The organism is Nocardia sp. SYP-A9097, from assembly GCF_009649815.1.
GTDB lineage: Bacteria > Actinomycetota > Actinomycetes > Mycobacteriales > Mycobacteriaceae > Nocardia.
Genome location: NZ_WJIC01000016.1, coordinates 20,814 through 39,860, shown reverse-complemented (window position 1 = coordinate 39,860; position 19,047 = coordinate 20,814). Strand labels below are relative to the sequence as shown.

The following is a 19,047-nucleotide window of genomic DNA, read 5'->3' as shown; positions in this document are numbered from 1 at the left end:
CCCGGTCTACACCACGGCGGTGGCGCGGTGGCCGAGGTTGACCGGCATTCGGGAGTAGCCGTGCAGGGTGAAGAGCTGCCGGCGCTCCGGGGTTTGGGCGAGGGACAGGTCGGGGAACCGGTCGAAGAGGGAGCGGAGGGCGTGGATGGCTTCCATCCGCGCCAGGCTCGCGCCTAGACAGGTGTGGATACCACTAGAAAAGGTCAGGTGGTCTTTGGCGTTCGCGCGGGTGATATCGAATCGATCCGGATTCTCGAACATCTTCGGATCCCGATTCGCACCTGCGAGAGACAGCACGACGACAGCGCCCTTGTGCATCTTGTTGCCGTCTATCTCGGTGTCGCACAGGGCGATTCGCGCGGTGGTTTGGACGGGTGCGTCGAAGCGGAGCACCTCTTCGACCGCCTGCGGCCACAGTTCCGGCTCCTTGTGCAGCCGCGCCAGCTGCTCCGGATGCGCCAGCAACTGCACCACACCGTTGCCGATGAGATTGACCGTGGTCTCGAAGCCGGCACCCATGAGCAGGCTGGCGGTGGCCTTGAGTTCGTTGTCGTCCAGATTGCCCGCGCTGACCAGGCTGCTCAGAATGTCCTCGCCGGGCTGGGCGCGCAGCTGGGCGATATGCCGGTCCAGGTAGCCGTCCATCTGCATCATGGATTCGGCGGCAATCCGCCACGCCTTCCAGGAGATGCCGATATCCAGCAGTGGACTGGCCGCGTCACCCCACTCCAGGAACTGCGGCCTGGATTCCTGTGGGAAGCCCAGCATTTCGGCGATGATGGCGATCGGCACCTGCCCGGCGAAGTTTGCGATCAGATCGGCCGAACCATCCGAGGGCAGCGCCTCCAGGAGTTCCACGGTCACCGACTCGACGCGATCGCGCAGGCGTCCGATGGCACGTGGAGTGAAGGCCGCCGACACCGATTTGCGCATCCGCGTGTGCTCGGGTGGATCCAATTGCAGCATCGACGGCGCTTCCACCGGATTCGGCGGCAGCGGCGCGGCGGCAATCCGCCGCTTGGCCACCGCGGGCAATTCGAACCCGTTCATCCCGAAGACGCCGAATCGATTGTCGCGCAGGATGGCTCGGCTCAGCTCATAGTCGGCCGTCGCCCAGCCGATCGGGCCGCGGTACATGCGCCCGCGCTCGCGTATCTGCTCGATATACGGGTAGGGGTCGCGCAGGCCGGCCCTACTGCCGACCAGCCGGGCGAACGGGTCACCCCGCCGGGCGTTCAGGCGCAGTGCGTACCTGGGTGATCCCTGTTCCAGCAGCCACCGTAACCGGTATCGCGGGCTCATCATCGCTGACTCCCATCCTCGGATGCTTCCACCGTACGTAAATCCGGTGTGGTGAAGAACATCCCGAAGAGGGAATCGGAAATCCTCCCGTGGCAGGAGTCAGGAACGGTGTGCGGTGACCCGTTCGGTGGCGATGCGGCGCTCGCGGGCGTCCGGGTCCGGGTTCGCGACCTGCACCAATGAGGCTCCGGAGGCGAGAATCGCGACCAGCCCATCGATCAATTCGGCCGGGGTTTCCCACGAGGTTGTGGAGAGCACCCGATCCTCGGAGGTGAAGCCCTGACGCGCAGCGGATTTGCGCGCCTCCTCGAAGACCTCCGACACCGAGGTGCCGTCCAGTGCGCAGCCGATACCGCCGGGCCGGAACTGGTCGCCGTGCACGCGCACGGCGCTCGCGTAATCGGTGACTCCGACCGGCAGATCCCGCACCGGCATACCCATGGGATCCAGCGACAGCGCCGCGACCTCCGGAATATCACCGGCCTCATCGATGCGATCCGCGGTCACCAGCGCCAGTTCGGCATCGGGATCGGCGTGCAGTACCACCTCGACCCCGGCCCACCAGCAGCCCAGCAGCACCGCCGCGGTCTGCCAGTGCGCGGGCAGCAGCACCGCCACCCGGGAACCGGCCGAGAGCCCGAATTCGTCGCGAATCATATTGGCGGTCTTGGCCGCCCAGTTGGCGAGCGTCAGCGCCGATAGCTCGATGCGCGCCCCGGTGGCGTCGTCGTAGTAGGTGATGCGCGGGCCCGCCGGATCGCGGGCGAGGATGGGGTCGAGCACCGCTTCGGTGAGGGTCTCGTTCAGTTCACGCATTTCGGTCCGTTCTTACCGGCATCGATGGGTGGAGCGGGCGGCACCGGGGTCATGGTGGTGGTACTGCCGGTGGTGAAGTCCAGGGTGCTGCCCGTCGCCGAACCGGGACCAGAGTAGTCACTCGCCAACACCACCCGGACCGAGCCCTCCGGCAGTCCGTCCTGTGCGAATACCGGCAGCCCGCCCAGCGCCGCCGCGACCGCTCGCGCCTTCGGGTCACCACCGCTCGCCGCCAGCACCCGGCTGCTCTGGATCGGCCCGCCGATCCAATTGTCCACCGTGCCGGTGCGGAAACCCTTGACGGCCAGCGCCTGTGCCGCCTGCCCTGCCAGGCCGCCGGCACCGCTGGCGTTGTAGACGTCCGCGGTGACGGTGGACGGGTCGATACCACCGGTCTCATCGTGTGAATCGTCCTCGCCGATGGTTTTGGCGACATACTTCTGCACGGCGGGCGGATCGACCCGCACCACCGATTCACCCTTGTCGGTCCAGCCGTTCAGATCCTTCACCGGGATGGTCTCGAACTTCACCTGACCGCCGGACAAATCCTGCAATTGGTGCATGAACGACAACACATCCCAGCCGTTGTCGAGCACGACCGTGCGACCCACCGCGTCACTGAGTTCCTTCAGGCGGCCCGGGCTGGTCAGCGTCTTCGCGCTCAGCACCTGATGCACCAGCTGCGCCATATACACCTGCTGACGCACGATCCGGTCCAGGTCGCCCCGCGGTAGCTCATGGCGCTGCCGTACGAAGCTCAAAGCCTCTGGGCCATTGAGCTTTTGGCGTCCGGCGGGGAAGTCCGCACCCGACATGGGTTCGTACACAGGATTGTTCAGGCAGACATCGACACCGCCGACGGCATCGGTGAGCAGTACGAATCCGAGCAGACCGACCTCGGCGTAATGGTCGACGGTGATACCGGTCAGATTCGCGACCGACTTGATCAGCGCCTGCCGACCGGCAAGGGTCGAGCGCTTATCCGCGTCGGCCTCGGAAACGCCCTTGTCCAAAAGCTTTTGCTGTTCGGTCAGCTTGGTCGCGCCGTACGCCGAATTGATCTTGCCCATCCCCATGCCCGGAATATCCACATACGAGTCACGTGGAATGGAGATGGCGGTCGCCGATTCGCCATTGTTCGGCACCCGGATCAAGACAATGGTGTCGGTATTGAGGCCGACCTCATCGCCCGCGTGCAACATGGCCCGCTCATCCTCGGACAGCGGATTGCCGTGCGCGTCGGTACGGGAGTCGATGCCCACCATGAGAATGTCCACCGCGCCGTCCCGGCCCCCACCCAGGCCGAGATTGCCGATCCGCTCGATGCTGGAAACAAGCTGATCCACACTGTGCCAGCCGAGTCCGGTCACCACGAGAACCAGCACCGCGGCCGCCGCGGCCAATGCACGCAGCGGATTCGCGTGGCGCCAACCGCCCCACGAACCAGACCTTGCGGGGCGGCGCGACGGTAGCGGCGCGGATGCCCTCGTGGGTTGCGACAACCTCGGCTTCCTCTCAGTGCTCGGCCGACCACACCCGAACTCCGGGTCACGTCGATGGAATTCCCCCACTAGGCAGGCTAGACGCGCGGGCAGACATGTCCGTGTAGCCGCGACTCCGTGAGTCGTGCGGCCTCGTGCGCGTATATGCGCGCGAGGCAGTATTGCCGCAGGTGGAGTCGGGTGTACCCGGCACATGCCGGTCATGCCAGACTGACCGCCGTGACTTTTCCCGCCGTGACACCGATCACCGAGCGGCTCGTGGTGACCGGTGCGCGCGGGCAACTCGGGCGCGCACTGCTCGCGCTCGCGCCGGGCGCACGTGGCTACGGGCGCGCCGAACTCGATATCACCGCCGCCGATGCCGTTCGCGCCGTGGTGAATCCGGGTGATGTGGTGCTCAACTGCGCGGCGTATACCGCCGTGGATCAAGCAGAATCGGATGTGGACGCGGCGTTCGCGGTCAATGCCACCGGACCGGCCGTGCTGGCGAAGGTGTGCGCCGAAGTGGGGGCACACCTGGTGATGGTTTCCACCGACTATGTCTTCCCAGGCATTGCCTCTCACCCCTATGAGCCGACCGATCCGACCGGTCCGTCCACTGTCTACGGCCGCTCGAAACTGGCAGGGGAGAAAGCGGTTCTGGAGCTCGACCCGAATGCGCGCGTTGTCCGAACCGCCTGGGTCTACACCGGCCAGGGCACCGACTTCGTCGCCACCATGCGCCGCCTCGAAGCCGAACGCGACACCGTGAACGTGGTCGCCGACCAGCTCGGATCACCCACGTACGCAGTGGATTTGGCCGCCGGCCTGCTGGAATTGGCAGGGCGACTGGGCGACCCGGGAACCCCCGTCGCCCCGGCGCGTCCTTGGCCGGGATCCACCGCGGCGGGCTGCTGTGCGGTAGGTGTGGATCCCGGCCAAAAGCATGCCGGGATGACGGGGAGCTCTCATGCCGGGATGACGGGAAGCGGTGCTGTCTCGCTTCCCGAGTTGCCGCGAATTCTGCACGCCACCAATGCCGGACAGGCCAGTTGGTTCGAACTCGCGCAGGCCGTATTCGCGGGTATCGGGGCCGATCCGGGCCGTGTACTCCCCTGTGGCACCGCCGATTTCCCGAGACCGGCTCCGCGCCCGGCATATTCGGTCCTATCAGGCAAAACGTGGGCCGCCGCCGGGCTCACTCCGCTCCGAGCATGGCAGCTGGCGCTGAACGACGCGCTGTCCGCCATCTCCGACTAGGCTGGGCGTCCGTGAGCCCCTCGGATTCTGCTGAACGGCCGACGCTGGCCGTCGTCACGGTGACCTACTCGCCCGGTGAGCACCTGCAACACTTCATCAGCACGCTAGCCACCGCCACCGGCGAGAAGCCGCAGGTCATTCTGGCCGACAACGGCTCCACGGATGGTGTGCCGGAGCTGATCGCCGATGCCAACGCGCATGTGCGGCTGCTACGCACCGGCGGCAATATCGGATACGGCGGCGCCATCAATCGCGCGGTCGCCGAGATCGATCCGGAGATCGAGTTCATCGTCATCGTGAACCCGGACATTCGCTGGCACACCGACTCCATCGACGAACTGCTCGCCGCCGCCCGCCGCTGGCCGCGCGCCGGCGCCCTCGGCCCCAAGGTGCTGGAACCGGACGGCAGCCTCTACCCGTCCGCGCGCTCGGTCCCCGGCCTGCTCGACGGTGCCGGCCACGCCATCCTCGGTACCATCTGGGCCGGCAACCCCTGGACCCGCCGCTACCGCCAGGAGAACGAACAGATCTCCGAGCGCACCGTCGGCTGGCTCTCCGGTTCCTGCCTGCTGGTGCGCCGCGCCGCCTTCGACTCCATCGAGGGCTTCGACTCCCGCTACTTCATGTACATGGAGGATGTCGACTTCGGTGATCGCATGGGCAGGGCGGGCTGGCACAATGTGTTCGTGCCGTCCGCGGAGGTCACGCACGCCAAGGGACATGCCGCCGGACGCCATCCGGAGACGATGCTCCCGGCGCACCACGCCAGCGCCTACCGTTTCCAGGCAGATCGGCATCCGCACTGGTGGCAGGCCCCGCTCCGGGTCGCGCTGAAAGCTGGACTTGCGATCCGCTGCCGGCTTGCGGTTCGATCCGCACTGCGCGAACGCGACGCTGCGCAAGCCGAGTGAACGGGCGCGACTCACTGATAACCGGACAACAGGGGAGATGATGGCGAACAGCGGCAATGCTGCCGGGTCCACGGATGCGGTGATCCTGGTCGGAGGCCAGGGCACCCGCCTGCGTCCGCTGACCCTGTCCGCCCCGAAACCGATGCTGCCCACGGCCGGACTGCCATTCCTGCAGCATCTGCTGGCCCGCATCGCCGATGCGGGCATCACGCACGTGGTCCTCGGCACCTCCTACAAGGCGGAGGTGTTCGAAGAACACTTCGGCGACGGCTCCGAACTCGGCCTCGAACTCGAGTACGTCTTCGAGTCGGAGGCGCTCGGCACCGGCGGCGGCATCCGCAATGTGCTGCCGAAGCTGCGGGCCGACACCGTCATGGTGTTCAACGGTGACGTACTGGGCGGCACCGACCTCAATGGCGTGCTGGAGACGCATCACACCAGCAATGCCGATGTGACGCTGCACCTGGTCCGGGTCGGCGACCCACGCGCCTTCGGCTGTGTGCCCACCGATGAGACCGGCCGGGTGACAGCGTTCCTGGAGAAGACCCAGGATCCGCCGACCGATCAGATCAATGCCGGCTGCTACGTCTTCCGGCGCGAGTACATCGAGAAGATTCCCTCGGGTCGCCCGGTCTCGGTGGAGCGTGAGACCTTCCCGTCGCTGCTCGCCGAGGGCGCGCACATCCAGGGTCATGTGGATACCTCGTACTGGCGCGATATGGGCACACCCGAGGACTTCGTCCGTGGCTCGGCCGATCTCGTGCGCGGTATCGCTCCGTCCCCGGCGCTGCCGGGGCAGCGCGGTGAATCCCTGGTGCACCCCAGCGCGGGTGTGGCTCCCGGCGCACTGCTCATCGGCGGCACGGTCGTCGGCCGTGGTGCCGAGGTGGGCGCGGGCGCACGCCTCGACGGCGCAATCCTTTTCGATGGTGCCTGCGTCGAAGCCGGTGCGACGGTTGAGCGTTCGATTGTCGGCTTCGGTGCCCGCATCGGTCCCCGCGCCCTCGTTCGTGACGGCGTGATCGGCGACGGCGCGGTAATCGGCGCGCGCTGTGAACTACTACGCGGTGCGCGGGTGTGGCCCGGGGTCGATATCCCCGACGGCGGTATCCGCTTCAGCACGGACATCTGAGCAGTACAACGCGAATCGGCCGCCCCATTGTGGGGCGGCCGATTTCGTATGTGCGGGAGTCGGATTGCCGAGTGTGCAGCTACGGCGGAGTTTTGTCCGAATCCCCGCCATAGCTGCACACTCGCGGGGTCAGCGCTCCCACTTGCCGGGGTTCAGGTGGAACTGGACCAGGGCGGTGGCGTGGCCGTGGCCCATGGCGTGGTCCGATTTGAGGAGGTCCACCAGGGCCTTGTGCGAGGTGACGCCGGTTTCGGTGAGGAGAGTGAACCATTCGTCCACCGTGCGGCCGTAGGTGGCTTCGATCTTGGGGAAGTACGAGGCCGGGCCGTGCGGGTTGGTGGCGGTCATGGTGTCGCTCCTTGTCTGTGTGGTTGTAGGAGAAGACTATTCGGGTGGCCGGAATTCATCGGACGGTGGCGGGGGTCACAGTCGAAGTCGTGATCGGGGCGGTGCGGGGCTCGCGCAGGAGCAGGGCGCCGGTGAGGATCACCAGGGCGGCGGTGAGGCCGTGGATGCCGAAAGCGGCTGCGGCGGAGCCATTGTGGGTCAGTACGGTCAGCATGTCGCCGATGGGGGTGAGGGCCACGACCAGAGTGGTGATGCCCAGGGCGAAGCGCTGGCGGAAGGCGAGCAGGGCCAGGATGATCAGGCCCGAGCTGACGTCGCGAACGCCCTTGATGTTCAAGAAGTCCGCTTCGTCGCCGTGCGGCCAGGCGGGGAGGCCGAAGCCGTCGGCGGCGGCTTCCGGGTTCGTCAGGAAGTTGATGCCGACGTAGATGATGAAGGCCGCGCCGATGAGGGACAGGGCGGTGGCGATGCGGGAGGTCTTCATGACTGGTGCTCCAAAATCTAGCGCTGCTAACTGATGTGGATCACGCTAGATCATGCATGGGTAGTTTGTCTAGCGATGCTAGAGTTCAATGCATGAGCGCCATACAAACCCGTAAGGAACGCGAACGCGCCGATCGACACCAGCGCATCATCGACGCCGCCCGCGAACTGGCCGAGACACAGGGCTGGGACGCGGTCACCATCCGCCGCCTCGCCGACGCCATCGAATACAGCCAGCCCGTGCTCTACAGCCACTTCGCGGGCAAGGATGCCATCGTCGCCGCCGTCGCCGAACAGGCCGCCGCCGAACTGGCCGTCGCCACCCGCGAGGCCCGCGAATCCGCCCCCGATCCGGCCGCCGCACTGGCCGCCGTAGCCGAGACCTACCTCGCCTTCGCCCGGGACAGCGCCGCCCTCTACGACGCCCTGTTCCTACTCCGCACCGACCTGAAATTCGGCCCCGAAGCCCCACAGGCCCTCAAAGACGCCTTCGTCGAACTGCTCCACACCTTCGCCCCCTTCGCCCCGCCGCACGATGTCGAAACCTTCACCGAGGTCGGCTGGTCCGCCCTGCACGGCCTCGCCACCCTGGATCGAGGCGGCCGCCTGCGCCCCGACTTTCGTGCCGAACGCCTGCAAATCCTTGTCGCCCAATGGGTTCGGGCCGACTGACCCGGACGCCGTGAATGGAGTCGCCCCGGGATGACAGGGGATTCTGTGGTGATGAGAAGCACCGTCGCGGTGATCACGGTCTCGGAGGAGGGGGTGGGGTTGCGCATAGGCTGTGAGCATGGCTGACGCGGTGGTGGTCGGGTCGGGGCCCAATGGGCTTGCGGCGGCGGTGATCCTGGCTCGGGCGGGGCTCGGGGTCGAGGTTTACGAGGCGGCCGATTCGATCGGGGGTGGGTGCCGGACCGCGGAGGTGACGCTGCCGGGGTTCCGGCATGATCTGTGCGCGGGGGCGCATCCGATGGCGGTGGCCTCGCCGTTCTTCCAGGCCTTCGATCTGAAGGCGCACGGGGTGGAAATGCTTACCCCGCAGGTGTCGTACGCCCATCCGCTCGACGGTGGGCGGGCCGGGCTGGCCTGGCGGGATCTGGAGCAGGCCGCCGACGGGCTGGGCCGGGACGGCGGGGCCTGGCGGCGACTGTTCGATCCGCTGCTGCGCAAATGGGAAGACCTGGTCGCGCTGATCATGTCGGATATGCGGCATCCACCACTGGATCCGACCGCCATGCTCCGGCTGGATCCGGGCATCGAATTACGGGTCGCGCGCCGCATGGTGGAGCAGTCGACACCGCTGTGGGACTTGCGTTTTCGCGAGGACATCGCCCCCGCACTGCTGACGGGTGTTGCCGCACACGCGATTCGGCCGCCCCGCAGCATTCCGGGCGCCGGCGTCAGCCTGCTGCTCGGCACCCTGGCGCACGCCCGCGGCTGGCCGGTCCCGCGCGGCGGCAGTCAGGCCATTGTCGATGCCATGGCGGACGATCTGCGCCGCCACGGCGGTCGCATAATCACCGGGCATCGCGTGGACTCCATCGACGAATTCGATTCCGTCCGAACGGTTCTGCTGGATCTGGCGCCCGCCGAACTCCAGCGCATCGCCGCGAATCGGCTACCGAGCCGATATGCCAAGGCGCTCAGCAGGTTTCAATACGGCGGCGCGGCCTGCAAGGTCGACTTCGCCCTCTCCGGCCCTGTCCCCTGGCAGGCTCGCGGCTGCGAACGCGCTGGCACCCTGCACCTGATCGGCAGCCGCGCCGAGGCCGTTGCCGCCGAAAAGGCCGTTGCCGCAGGCGATCACGCCGACAACCCCTTCGTACTGGCCATCCAGCCCGGCGTGGTCGACGACACCCGCGCCCCCGCCGGACAGCACACCTTCTACACCTACGCCCACGTCCCCAACGGCTCCACCCGCGATATGACCGAGGCCGTCACCGCCCAGGTCGAACGCTTCGCCCCCGGCTTCCGCGACCTCATCCTCGCCACGAACGTCCGCACCGCCGCCACCATGCCCGCCCACAACGCCAACTACATCGGCGGCGACATCTCCGCGGGCGCAATGACCCTGCGCCAGAGCATCTTCCGCCCCGTCCCCCGCTGGAATCCCTACCGCACACCGCTACCCGGCGTCTACTTCTGCTCCTCCGCCACCCCACCCGGCCCCGGCGTCCACGGCATGAACGGCCTGCACGCCGCCCACCACGCCCTCCACCGAGAATTCGGCATAAGCACCGACCCCCTCGACCTCCTGTCCGCCCGCCCCTGACCCCGCACTCCTCCGCGAGCGTGCACTCATGGCGGTGCGCCATGGCGTGTCGCCGCCATGAGTGCACACTCGGCAAGGTTTACGCTCGCGGAATGGCCGGTTACTCGGGTACGCCGCTGCCCCGCAAGCTCGGGATCAAACAGGAGTCCCGCGTGCTGGTTTCGGGAGCGCCGGCGAGATTCGAACTGGGGGAGTTGCCTCCGGGCGCCGAGGTGCACAGCCGTGCGGGCCGCGGAGGCTATGACGTGATTCTGGGGTTCTGCCCGGACAATGCCACGCTGGTGCGGCAATTCGGTTCGTGGCGAACGCGTCTCGTCACCAATGGTGGCCTGTGGATCGCCTGGCCGAAGAAGTCCGGCGGGATGGTCACCGATCTCACCGAGACCATGGTCCGCGAATACGGTCTCGCGCAGGGGCTGGTCGACAACAAGGTGGCCGCGGTCGATGCCACCTGGTCGGGGTTGCGGTTCGTGGTGCGGGTGGCCGACCGCTGACCCTCACTCCGTCGAAGTGCGGTAGAGATCGGGTTCGATGTAGACGTTGCCTGCGGCTGGAATATCCTGGCGCACACGGGTTTCCGCGTCGCCGGTGAGGGCGGTCAGGCCGACGCCGAGCAGAGCCAGCACCAGGCCGATGAGTGCGCCCGAATCCTCCAGCAGCACAACGGGAAGCTCCGGATTGCGCGTGGTGCGAATGAATCGCCACCAGCTGTTGCGGCCCTCGAGGGGTGCGCCGGCGAATTTGGCAAGCGTGATCCCCGCATCCGCCGCGAATGCCGCGAGAACCGCTTGCCTGCTGCCGGACGCCATGCGGCCCACGTTACCGACGCCCGTCCGTGCCTATTGGGCGTACACGCGCTCCGGCCGGACCCGAATTGTGCTGCGGGTCCGGCCGGTTCGAATCTCGTTCTGGGCTCAGCCCTCGATCGGCTGGGTGCGGTAGAGGTCCGGCTCCAGGTAGATCACCCGGGCGGCGGGGACGGCCACGCGGACGCGGGCCTCGGCGGCGTCGATGGCGGTGGCGATATCGGCGATCTGCAGGCCGGGGACGATGGAGACCTTCGCGGCGACGAGCATCTCCTCGGGGCCCAGGTACTGGGTGCGCAGGTGGATGACGCGGTCGATGGTGTCGGCGTCCACCAGGTTTTCGCGAATCGCGCGATCCTCGTCGGGGGTCGCGCCCTCGCCGATCAGCAGGCTCTGCATCTCTATGATCAGAATGACCGCGATGACGCCGAGCAGGATGCCGATGGAGAGGGTGCCGATGCCATCCCACACCGGTTCATCGGTGATGACGGTGAGCGAGATGGCCGCGAATGCCAGGACCAGGCCGATGAGTGCGCCGGAATCCTCCAGCAGCACCACCGGGAGTTCCGGGTTACGCGAGTTGCGGATGAACCGCCACCAGCTGGCATCGCCCTTGAGCGGCTTGGATTCCCGCATGGCGGTGATGAAGCTGTAGCTCTCCAGCACGATGGCGATGCCGAGAATGCCGATGGCCACGAACGGGCTGGAGAGTTCCTCGGGATGCTGGATCTTGTGGATGCCCTCGTAGATCGCGTACAGCGAGCCGAGCGCGAAGATGACCAGCGCGACCACGAACGAGTAGAAGTAGCGATTGCGCCCGTACCCGAACGGATGCAGCTCGTCGGCATCCTGTTCCGCGCGCCGCTGCCCCAGCAGCAGTAGCCCCTGATTGGAGGTGTCGGCCACCGAGTGCACGGCCTCGGCCAGCATCGACGCCGATCCGGTGATCGCCGCGCCGATGAACTTCGCCACCGCGATTCCGGCATTGGCGCTGAGCGCCGCCAGGATCGCCTTCTTACCGCCACCCGCAGACAATGTGCAGTCCTTCCCGAACCCTGTCCGTTTTGTCGCAAACCCTGCTTGAAGGGGACAGCCTACCGAGACACCCTGCCCGCCATGCAGCCTAGGCCGCACTGAGATCGCAAGGCCCCTCCGTCATCTCGGCGCGTTCCCCTTCGTCGCTGCCGGCGCGATGCTCAGTCCTCGTCGACGGTGGCGCAGAAGAGTTGGGCTGGGCCATCTATGGCCTGGGCGCGGATCGGCCCGTCGGCGGCGGAGATCCAGGCGGCGTGACCGCATTCGACACTGAGTTGGTCGGTGCCTTGGAAGAAGCGGATGGTGCCGTGCGTGCACAGGGCGATGCCGGGACCGGTGTGCGGGATATTCACGGGCTCGGCGCCGGCCGCGAGTTCGTAACGGCTGAGCGCGAATTCGGGGGCGGGGGTGTGGTACTGGAAGACGCCCTCGCCCAGGATTTCCGGCTCGATAATGGGCAGGTCCAGGGGTTCGAAGTCCAGCACGCGCAGCAGTTCGGGGACATCCACGTGCTTCGGAGTCAGTCCGCCGCGCAGCACATTGTCGGAGTTGGCCATGATCTCCACGCCGACTCCGCGCAGGTACGCGTGCAGGTTTCCGGCCGCGAGGAAGAGCGCTTCACCTGGTTCCAGGGTGACGCGGTTGAGCAGTAGCGCCGCGAGGGTGCCCGCATCGCCCGGGTACGCCTCGGCGAGCTCCAGGATGGTGCGCACCTCGGCGGTGAATTCCCTTCGCGCACCGCCGGTTCCGGCATCCCGTTCGGAGAGATAGTGGACGCAGCCGTCCAGCACCTTGGGCAGCAGTCTGCTCAGGCTGGCCTGTGGCAGGGCGATCCAGGTGGTGAACAGGGTGCGCAGTCCGGCCGAATCCGGTTGCGCGGCAAGCAGCTCCGCGAACGACCCGAGTTCGGGCACGTCGAGCGCGCGCAGCAGCCGCACCGTTTTCACCGGCTCGCGGAATCCGGCCAATGCCTCGAACCGGTGCAGCGCCACCACGAGCTCGGGCTTGTGGTTCTCGTCCCGGTAATTACGCATGGGTGAGTCGATCGGCACTCCGGCGTGGTTCTCCCGCTGGAATCCGTGCCGGGCCTGTTCCAGGCTCGGATGCGCCTGTAGCGACAGCGGCTCCTCGGCGGCGAGGACCTTCAGCAGGAACGGCAGGCGCCCGCCGAATTCGCCTGCGACAGCGCCGAGTTCACGCTGCGGGTCGGTATTGACGACCTCGAGTAGCGATTGGCTGTGCCCGTTGATCCGCACCTGTGCGGGATCGGCGGGATGCGCTCCGAACCAGAGTTCGGCTTCCGGATGCGCGGATGGAACCGGTCGCCCGCACAACTGAGCGAGCGCGGTGCGCGAACCCCATGCGTAGGAACGCAGCGCACCAACGAGTTCGTGCACTAGTAGTGTCCCCCGTCGTAGCTACTCGGAGTCGAGGCTGGGCGGGCACCGAGTAGTCGTAGATAAGCGGCCGCCATCTCCAGCCGAAGCGCAAGTACCGCAAGCTGTTCCAGTTCACCGCGCGCACCGGGCGCCGGCTGTCCGGGAGCCAGCGCGAGCTCGGATTCCGCCGCACCGGTCTCCGCGTCCAGATTCACCAGCTCGGCATCGACCAGTCCGGCATCGGAGCCGAAGACCGCGAGCCGCCGCCGTGCCGCCGATTGATCGGTATCGGAGCTGAAGACGAAGAGCCGCACCTGCTCCACCGGAGCCGGACCGTCGAGCTCCTCATCGTGGAAGAGCGGATCGAAGCCCGGCGCGGCCACACCTGCGGCCTGCAGCAGACTGCCGTGCGCCGCAACGGCTTCCGCGAGCGTGACGGCGGTGGTGATCTGCCCGGCCGCGGCCAGTAGTACCTCCGCGCCGTGCGTGGCGAGAATGGCGGCGGCGGGCGAGTCACCCGCGAGCACCATGCGCTTGCGCTGCTGCATACGGGTCGCCAGGGTCTTGGCCGGATTGTGGAACGCCTCGTGCTGCGGTCCGTCGCGCAGCGCCTCGGCATCGAGCAGATCGGCGAGCGAGTTCAATTCGGGCAGCATGGGTCCGGTGCGATTCGGGTCGACCGCGGCCAGCACCGCCATCCCGACCGCCAGATAGCGCAGTAGCCGATTGTGGTCGAGCACCCGCACGCGCGGCGGCAGCATGGTGGCTCTGCCGGCGGCGGCGGCGCGTAGCGGTCCCTCATCGGGAGCGGCGACCACCACCTCCGCCCCGCGGCGCACCGCGAAATCGACGGCCTCGGCCAGGCGTGGATCGCCCGCGTCATCACCGGCGACCAGCACCACATCCAGTGGTCCGACCCACGGTGGAATCGAGGTGGCCGATACCAGCGGCATGCTGGTGCGATCGCCCAGCGCGGCCACCAGCAGACCGGCGGCGCGCGCGGCCCGCCCACTACCGGAGACCAGTACGAGACTGCGTGGGCGTAGCTCCCGCAGCCGGGTGAGCGCATCCTCGGCGAGTGCCGCGGCGGTCGCGCGAACGAGTGCGCCGCCGGATGCGGCAGAGCGCAATGTCCCCCCGGCGTCCGCTGCCTCCAGCGAGGCGACGTCATCGAGATCGAGTACAGGTGTCCCAGCGATCATCGGGCGTTGCCACCTCCCCTCATCGGGTCACCAGACGCTGGTGAATCCAAGCTCTGTGATTCCACTATTCCAGTCAGGCGCGGACGATGCTCAGGATCTCGGTGACGAGTTGGTCTACTTCGTCCTGCGATCGGGCTTCGACGTTGAGTCGCAGCAGCGGTTCGGTATTCGACGCGCGCAAGTTGAACCAGGCGCGGTCGGCGAGTTGCACGGTGACACCGTCCATTCGATCCACCGACTTGGCCCGTTTGCCGAAGGCCTCGAGCACCGCCACGGTCCGCTCCTTCGCATCGGCCACGGTCGAATTGATCTCTCCGGAGGCCGCGTAGGTCGCGTACGCGCACGCGAGTTCGGACATCGGCCGATCCTTCGCACCCAGCACGGCCAGCACGTGCAGTGCCGCCAGCATGCCGGAGTCGGCGCCCCAGAAATCGCGGAAGTAGTAGTGCGCGGAGTGCTCGCCACCGAAGATCGCGCCGGTCGAGGCCATCTGCTGCTTGATGAACGAATGCCCGACCCGGGTGCGCACCGGGGAGCCGCCGAGTTCGGTCACCAGCTCCGGCACCGACTGCGAGGTGATCAGATTGTGGATGATGGTCGCGCCCGGCTCCTTGGCCAGCTCGCGCTCGGCCACCAGACCGGTGATCGCGGACGGCGAGACCGGATCGCCCTTCTCGTCCACCACGAAACAGCGGTCCGCATCGCCGTCGAAGGCCAGGCCGATATCGGAGCCGGTCTTGCGGACGTAATCCTGCAGATCCACCAGATTCTTCGGATCCAGTGGATTGGCTTCATGATTCGGGAAATTGCCGTCGAGTTCGAAGAACAGCGGCTCGACGGTGAACTGCGCCAGCGTGCCCAGTACGGCGGGAACGGTGAAGCCGCCCATGCCATTACCGGCATCCACCGCAATACGCAGCGGCCGCGCGGAGCTCAGATCGACCAGCTTGTGCAGGAATTCGGCGTACGCCGAGAGCAGATCCTGTTCGGTGGCGGTGCCGCGCGGGCCATCGAATTCGGGCACGCCCGAGATGACCTCATCGGAGATGGTGGCCAGCCCGGTGTCCTGACCGACCGGCAGCGCCTTGGCCCGGCACAGCTTGATGCCGTTGTACTTCGCCGGATTGTGCGAGGCGGTGAACATCGCGCCCGGGCACTCCAGATGACCGGAGGCGAAGTACAGCTCATCGGTGGAGGCCAGTCCGATATGCACCACATCGAGACCCTGCGCCTGCACACCGTCCGCGAAGGCGGCGGAGAGTTCGGGGGAGGAGTCGCGCATATCGTGGCCGATGACCACGCGCTTCGCGCCTTCACTCCGCATGAGTCGTGCGAATGATCCGCCCACATCCCGGACGAACGCCGCATCGATCTGTTCACCAACAACTCCGCGGACGTCATACGCCTTGATGACGGCATGCACGGACTCGGCGGAGCGGGGCTCTGTCATGGCACCCACACTATCCCGCCTCCCCGAGCCTTTTGCGCCCGGCTTGGGAGCCGTGGACAGTGGTGCACGCGTACCAGCGGTTCAGTGCCAACCCGATTTTGGGCGTACCCGGCGAGTTACCCCGACCGCGCGAAATCAGTCGTTCCGTTTGTGACATCCGGCGCTCTATCGGCCGCAACTCAATTGGGGGGATCCGGGAGTACCCGTAGGTGCCCGCGTCTACCGGTGCGATTGGGGCGCTGGGTGGCGGGCGGATAGTCGGTGTAACCACGCGGGTCGGGTTCCGGTGTGCGGCGGCGTAATCCGGCTTCGCGAACGGCCTCGGCCAAAGCGGTTAGGTCGTCGTCGTCCGGGGTACTGGAGGAGAACCCGCCCTCATGCTTGACCAGTTCCCAGCCCTTGGGCGCGGTGATCCGGGAGGCATGTGTCTCGCAGAGGTCCCAGGAGTGCGGTTCGGCGACGGTGACCAGTGGTCCGACCACTGCCATCGAGTCCGAATACACATAGGTCAGCGTCGCAACGGCCGGATTCTTGCAGCCTGGACGGCAGCAACGACGCATGGGAATCACGCCATGCAGGGTAACCCTCCGGGCGCGCCGAGGGGGATAGACACGCTCAATGAGGTCGGCCTCACTCGAGTAAGAACCGGTCGGTCCGGGATTCCCGGTGCGCCGCTCCGGGGTTCGCGCGCCGCCGCGCCCGGGCCGCACCGGCTCGCCGGGGCGTTGCGCGAGCGACGCCGAGGCGAATCCAACTCGGCGGTCGTTTGCGGTTAGATTCGAGTCATGACCCGTTCACGAAAGAGGCCGCCAACGGCGCGGTCCGTCATCCGCCGCGGGCGGGGTGTGCGCGGTCCCATGTTGCCGCCGACCGTTCCTGCCCGGCGTACCCGCGGACAGCAGTTCGACCGCCTGGTGTTGGAGGCGTTCGCACCCCTGGAGAGTCGCTGGCACGACCAGCTCACCAAATTGGATATCGCGGTCGACGATGTGCCGAAAATCCGTCCGCTGCACCCTGATTCGGTGACGTGGCCGGATGAGGTCGTAGCCGACGGCCCGGTACCCCTGTCGCGCCTGATCCCGGCAGGGGTGGACCGTTACGGCCAGGCGACCCGCGCCCGAGTTGTCCTGTTCCGCAAGCCTTTGGAGCTACGCGCGGGCGACCCGGACGATCTGGTGGACCTGCTGCGCGAGGTACTCGTCCAGCAGATCGCCACCTATCTCGGAGTCGAACCGGACGTGATAGATCCCGAACCGGGCGAGTAGCTCCGAGGCGTGCGGCGGTACTGAAAACAGCTACCGCTCAACGTGTTTCAGGCTGCTGCGCCGGCAGCGCAGCACGCCTCTCTCAAATGATCCCGCGCTTGAGGCGACGGCGTTCGCGCTCGGAGAGCCCGCCCCAGATGCCGAACCGCTCATCATTGGCGAGCGCGTACTCCAAGCACTCGTCGCGAACCTCACAGCCCAAGCAGATGCGCTTGGCCTCGCGGGTGGAGCCGCCCTTCTCCGGGAAGAACGCCTCCGGGTCGGTCTGGGCGCAGAGCGCCCTTTCCTGCCATTGTTCCGCTTCGGTCATCTGGCGACCGCCGCGTGAAAAGCTGTCGAACGCTTCATCATTGCCCGTGACGATCAGGCTCAGGCGCGGTGGTTCGGGCTGGTACTGCGCACGAGCCCATTGACCGCCCCCCGGCCGTATCGTCATCGGTTCACCCCCCTCGATTCCGTTCCAAGCATCGGCGCAGAAGTCAGGTGCTGCGCCAGCTGTGGAATCGGTTTGCGATACACCGCCTGGAATATTCGACGGGGCCAGCTCATCGGCCATCGCTCCGCCTCCTCACTGTGTGTTAGCGCAGAATGATTAATCCGTCGGAACCGATCCCACCGACGGCCCAACACCGCGACGTAGTCCCGCGGCCATCCCCGAGCTGTTCGCCACTCCGATAGTACGAACGCCTGTTCGAAATGCCGTCCGCGCCTTGAGCTCTCGCGCGGACCCGGAATGACATGCCTGTGATTAGACACGCCGGGCGTGGCGATGGTCAAGCCGCCGAAGCTATTCCGTTACCATCTCGGACCCCCGTCGGCAAGGTTCCCGCAGATCAGACAGCAAATTCACAGCAAATATCCCTCGGGGCATTCTCCGGCCCCAACCGCCTAGGCTGTGCGGATGTGACTCGAGAACAAGCGGATACCGCACCCGGCACCGGTCTGCGGATCGCGGTATTGGTCGGCGGAGTAGGCGGCGCGCGCTTCCTGCAGGGCGTGCGCGCACTGGTCCCCGGGGCCGAGATAACCGCCATTGTGAATGTCGGCGACGACATCTGGATGCATGGGCTGCGTATCTGCCCTGACCTGGACACCTGCATGTACACCCTGGGTGGGGGCATCGATCCCGAACGCGGCTGGGGGCATGCGAACGAGACGTGGAATGCCAAGGAGGAGCTCGCGAAATACAACGCTCAGCCCGACTGGTTCGGACTGGGTGATCGCGATATCGCCACCCATCTCATTCGCACCGAAATGCTGCGTCAGGGGTACCCGCTCTCGGCCGTGACCGAGGCCCTGTGTAAACGCTGGGAACCCGGTGTGAGGCTATTGCCCGCAACCGACGATCGGTCCGAAACGCACGTTGTTATCGGGGACCCGGAGAACCCTGGCGAACGTCGCGCGATCCATTTCCAGGAGTGGTGGGTCCGGTACCGGGCAAACGTAGAGACCCATGGATTCGTGACTATTGGGGCGGATCAAGCAAAACCGGCTCCCGGTGTGACGGAAATCATAGCGTCCGCTGACGCTATTTTGCTGGCCCCCTCGAACCCCGTGGTGAGCGTCGGATCCATCCTGGCAGTACCCGGTATTCGGGGTGCGTTGCGCACCACCGATGCCAAGGTCATCGGCCTCTCCCCGGTGATCGACGGAAAACCCTTGCGCGGCATGGCCGATGAATGCCTGTCCGTGATCGGCGTCGAGACCAGCGCCGAAGCCGTCGGCAACCATTACGGCGCACGGACCGGCACCGGCATCCTCGACGGCTGGCTCATTCACAGCACCGATACCGCCGAGGTCCCCGGCGTCGAGGTGCGCAGCGTGCCACTGCTCATGAGCGATCCCGCCGCCACCGCCGAGATGGTCCGTCAGGCCCTCGATATCGCGGGCGTGAAACCATGAGTG

19 protein-coding genes and 1 pseudogene are annotated in these 19,047 nt (G+C 66.8%); 8 read left to right on the top strand and 12 right to left on the bottom strand.

Annotated features, from left to right (window positions below; all coding sequences use genetic code 11):
- Positions 1 to 6: 6 nt before the first annotated feature.
- The 3 genes from GFY24_RS27310 to GFY24_RS27300 form a co-directional block, all read right to left on the bottom strand.
- Positions 7 to 1,302: a cytochrome P450 gene (locus tag GFY24_RS27310; protein WP_153808062.1), complete on the bottom strand. Its 1,296-nt coding sequence runs from the start codon at positions 1,300 to 1,302 to the stop codon at positions 7 to 9.
- A 99-nt stretch (positions 1,303 to 1,401) separates the two neighbouring features.
- Complete coding sequence (locus GFY24_RS27305) at positions 1,402 to 2,118, bottom strand: TIGR03089 family protein (protein ID WP_153807972.1); 717 nt, start codon at positions 2,116 to 2,118, stop codon at positions 1,402 to 1,404.
- Positions 2,106 to 3,530 carry an LCP family protein gene (locus tag GFY24_RS27300; RefSeq protein ID WP_228566710.1) on the bottom strand — a complete coding sequence of 475 codons (1,425 nt, stop codon included), beginning with the start codon at positions 3,528 to 3,530 and terminating at the stop codon, positions 2,106 to 2,108. The genes GFY24_RS27305 and GFY24_RS27300 overlap by 13 nt, the downstream gene beginning before the upstream one ends.
- A 300-nt stretch (positions 3,531 to 3,830) precedes the next feature.
- Between GFY24_RS27300 and rfbD the strand changes: the two genes are divergently transcribed.
- Genes rfbD through GFY24_RS27280 form a run of 3 tightly spaced genes read left to right on the top strand, consistent with a single transcriptional unit; the run spans position 3,831 to position 6,902 of the window.
- A complete protein-coding gene (gene rfbD / locus GFY24_RS42305; protein WP_375336113.1) occupies positions 3,831 to 4,859 on the top strand; it encodes a dTDP-4-dehydrorhamnose reductase in 1,029 nt (342 codons plus the stop codon).
- A gap of 11 nt (positions 4,860 to 4,870) precedes the next feature.
- Complete coding sequence (locus tag GFY24_RS27285; protein WP_309231397.1) at positions 4,871 to 5,770, top strand: glycosyltransferase family 2 protein; 900 nt, start codon at positions 4,871 to 4,873, stop codon at positions 5,768 to 5,770.
- Positions 5,771 to 5,810: 40 nt separating this feature from the next.
- Complete coding sequence (locus GFY24_RS27280) at positions 5,811 to 6,902, top strand: sugar phosphate nucleotidyltransferase (protein WP_375336112.1); 1,092 nt, start codon at positions 5,811 to 5,813, stop codon at positions 6,900 to 6,902.
- 129 nt (positions 6,903 to 7,031) lie between these two features.
- On the opposite strand, the gene GFY24_RS27275 is transcribed toward GFY24_RS27280, so the two are convergent.
- Both GFY24_RS27275 and GFY24_RS27270 read right to left on the bottom strand, forming a co-directional pair.
- Entirely contained in the window at positions 7,032 to 7,250 is a 219-nt protein-coding gene (locus GFY24_RS27275) for a DUF4287 domain-containing protein (protein ID WP_153807968.1), read from the bottom strand.
- Positions 7,251 to 7,305: 55 nt separating this feature from the next.
- Positions 7,306 to 7,734, bottom strand: a complete 429-nt coding sequence (locus GFY24_RS27270) for a DUF4267 domain-containing protein (protein WP_153807967.1) — start codon at positions 7,732 to 7,734, stop codon at positions 7,306 to 7,308.
- Positions 7,735 to 7,826: 92 nt separating this feature from the next.
- Here GFY24_RS27270 and GFY24_RS27265 point away from each other — a divergent pair, with 92 nt between their 5' ends.
- The 3 genes from GFY24_RS27265 (at position 7,827) to GFY24_RS27255 (ending at position 10,499) form a co-directional block, all read left to right on the top strand.
- Positions 7,827 to 8,405: a TetR/AcrR family transcriptional regulator gene (locus GFY24_RS27265; protein ID WP_153807966.1), complete on the top strand. Its 579-nt coding sequence runs from the start codon at positions 7,827 to 7,829 to the stop codon at positions 8,403 to 8,405.
- 118 nt (positions 8,406 to 8,523) lie between these two features.
- Complete coding sequence (locus tag GFY24_RS27260; RefSeq protein WP_153807965.1) at positions 8,524 to 10,005, top strand: NAD(P)/FAD-dependent oxidoreductase; 1,482 nt, start codon at positions 8,524 to 8,526, stop codon at positions 10,003 to 10,005.
- Positions 10,006 to 10,097: 92 nt separating this feature from the next.
- Positions 10,098 to 10,499 carry a DUF3052 domain-containing protein gene (locus tag GFY24_RS27255; RefSeq protein WP_153807964.1) on the top strand — a complete coding sequence of 134 codons (402 nt, stop codon included), beginning with the start codon at positions 10,098 to 10,100 and terminating at the stop codon, positions 10,497 to 10,499.
- 84 nt (positions 10,500 to 10,583) lie between these two features.
- On the opposite strand, the pseudogene GFY24_RS42300 reads toward GFY24_RS27255, so the two are convergent.
- From GFY24_RS42300 to GFY24_RS27225, 6 genes and pseudogenes are all read right to left on the bottom strand, one after another.
- Positions 10,584 to 10,733: pseudogene (locus GFY24_RS42300) on the bottom strand (cation transporter); the annotation flags it as partial.
- Between the two features lie 186 nt (positions 10,734 to 10,919).
- A complete protein-coding gene (locus GFY24_RS27245; RefSeq protein ID WP_153807963.1) occupies positions 10,920 to 11,846 on the bottom strand; it encodes a cation diffusion facilitator family transporter in 927 nt (308 codons plus the stop codon).
- 161 nt (positions 11,847 to 12,007) lie between these two features.
- Entirely contained in the window at positions 12,008 to 13,243 is a 1,236-nt protein-coding gene (gene manA / locus GFY24_RS27240) for a mannose-6-phosphate isomerase, class I (RefSeq protein WP_309231396.1), read from the bottom strand.
- Positions 13,243 to 14,427: a tobH protein gene (locus tag GFY24_RS27235; protein ID WP_153807962.1), complete on the bottom strand. Its 1,185-nt coding sequence runs from the start codon at positions 14,425 to 14,427 to the stop codon at positions 13,243 to 13,245. The genes manA and GFY24_RS27235 overlap by 1 nt, the downstream gene beginning before the upstream one ends.
- Before the next feature lie 73 nt (positions 14,428 to 14,500).
- Positions 14,501 to 15,877 carry a phosphomannomutase/phosphoglucomutase gene (locus GFY24_RS27230; RefSeq protein ID WP_153807961.1) on the bottom strand — a complete coding sequence of 459 codons (1,377 nt, stop codon included), beginning with the start codon at positions 15,875 to 15,877 and terminating at the stop codon, positions 14,501 to 14,503.
- Between the two features lie 179 nt (positions 15,878 to 16,056).
- Positions 16,057 to 16,437 (bottom strand): DUF3499 domain-containing protein, encoded by a 381-nt coding sequence (locus GFY24_RS27225; RefSeq protein WP_153808059.1) that lies wholly within the window; start codon positions 16,435 to 16,437, stop codon positions 16,057 to 16,059.
- A 225-nt stretch (positions 16,438 to 16,662) separates the two neighbouring features.
- Here GFY24_RS27225 and GFY24_RS27220 point away from each other — a divergent pair, with 225 nt between their 5' ends.
- Positions 16,663 to 17,142: a metallopeptidase family protein gene (locus tag GFY24_RS27220; RefSeq protein WP_194853038.1), complete on the top strand. Its 480-nt coding sequence runs from the start codon at positions 16,663 to 16,665 to the stop codon at positions 17,140 to 17,142.
- Positions 17,143 to 17,224: 82 nt separating this feature from the next.
- Here GFY24_RS27220 and GFY24_RS41260 read toward each other — a convergent pair whose 3' ends face one another.
- Complete coding sequence (locus GFY24_RS41260) at positions 17,225 to 17,452, bottom strand: WhiB family transcriptional regulator (RefSeq protein WP_033089244.1); 228 nt, start codon at positions 17,450 to 17,452, stop codon at positions 17,225 to 17,227.
- Between the two features lie 632 nt (positions 17,453 to 18,084).
- On the opposite strand from GFY24_RS41260, the gene cofD reads away from it, so the two are divergent.
- Complete coding sequence (gene cofD, locus GFY24_RS27210) at positions 18,085 to 19,044, top strand: 2-phospho-L-lactate transferase (RefSeq protein WP_153808057.1); 960 nt, start codon at positions 18,085 to 18,087, stop codon at positions 19,042 to 19,044.
- Positions 19,045 to 19,047 lie beyond the last annotated feature (3 nt).

Coding starts and splice junctions, on each gene's coding strand:
- GFY24_RS27310 (WP_153808062.1), bottom strand. CDS start 1,302: ATGAGCCCGCGATACCGGTTACGGTGGCTGCTGGAACAGGGATCACCC.
- GFY24_RS27260 (WP_153807965.1), top strand. CDS start 8,524: ATGGCTGACGCGGTGGTGGTCGGGTCGGGGCCCAATGGGCTTGCGGCG.
- GFY24_RS27270 (WP_153807967.1), bottom strand. CDS start 7,734: ATGAAGACCTCCCGCATCGCCACCGCCCTGTCCCTCATCGGCGCGGCC.
- GFY24_RS27225 (WP_153808059.1), bottom strand. CDS start 16,437: ATGCGTCGTTGCTGCCGTCCAGGCTGCAAGAATCCGGCCGTTGCGACG.
- GFY24_RS27255 (WP_153807964.1), top strand. CDS start 10,098: ATGGCCGGTTACTCGGGTACGCCGCTGCCCCGCAAGCTCGGGATCAAA.
- GFY24_RS27280 (WP_375336112.1), top strand. CDS start 5,811: ATGGCGAACAGCGGCAATGCTGCCGGGTCCACGGATGCGGTGATCCTG.
- GFY24_RS27305 (WP_153807972.1), bottom strand. CDS start 2,118: ATGCGTGAACTGAACGAGACCCTCACCGAAGCGGTGCTCGACCCCATC.
- GFY24_RS27230 (WP_153807961.1), bottom strand. CDS start 15,877: ATGACAGAGCCCCGCTCCGCCGAGTCCGTGCATGCCGTCATCAAGGCG.
- GFY24_RS27220 (WP_194853038.1), top strand. CDS start 16,663: ATGACCCGTTCACGAAAGAGGCCGCCAACGGCGCGGTCCGTCATCCGC.
- GFY24_RS41260 (WP_033089244.1), bottom strand. CDS start 17,452: ATGACCGAAGCGGAACAATGGCAGGAAAGGGCGCTCTGCGCCCAGACC.
- GFY24_RS27275 (WP_153807968.1), bottom strand. CDS start 7,250: ATGACCGCCACCAACCCGCACGGCCCGGCCTCGTACTTCCCCAAGATC.
- GFY24_RS27235 (WP_153807962.1), bottom strand. CDS start 14,427: ATGATCGCTGGGACACCTGTACTCGATCTCGATGACGTCGCCTCGCTG.
- GFY24_RS27265 (WP_153807966.1), top strand. CDS start 7,827: ATGAGCGCCATACAAACCCGTAAGGAACGCGAACGCGCCGATCGACAC.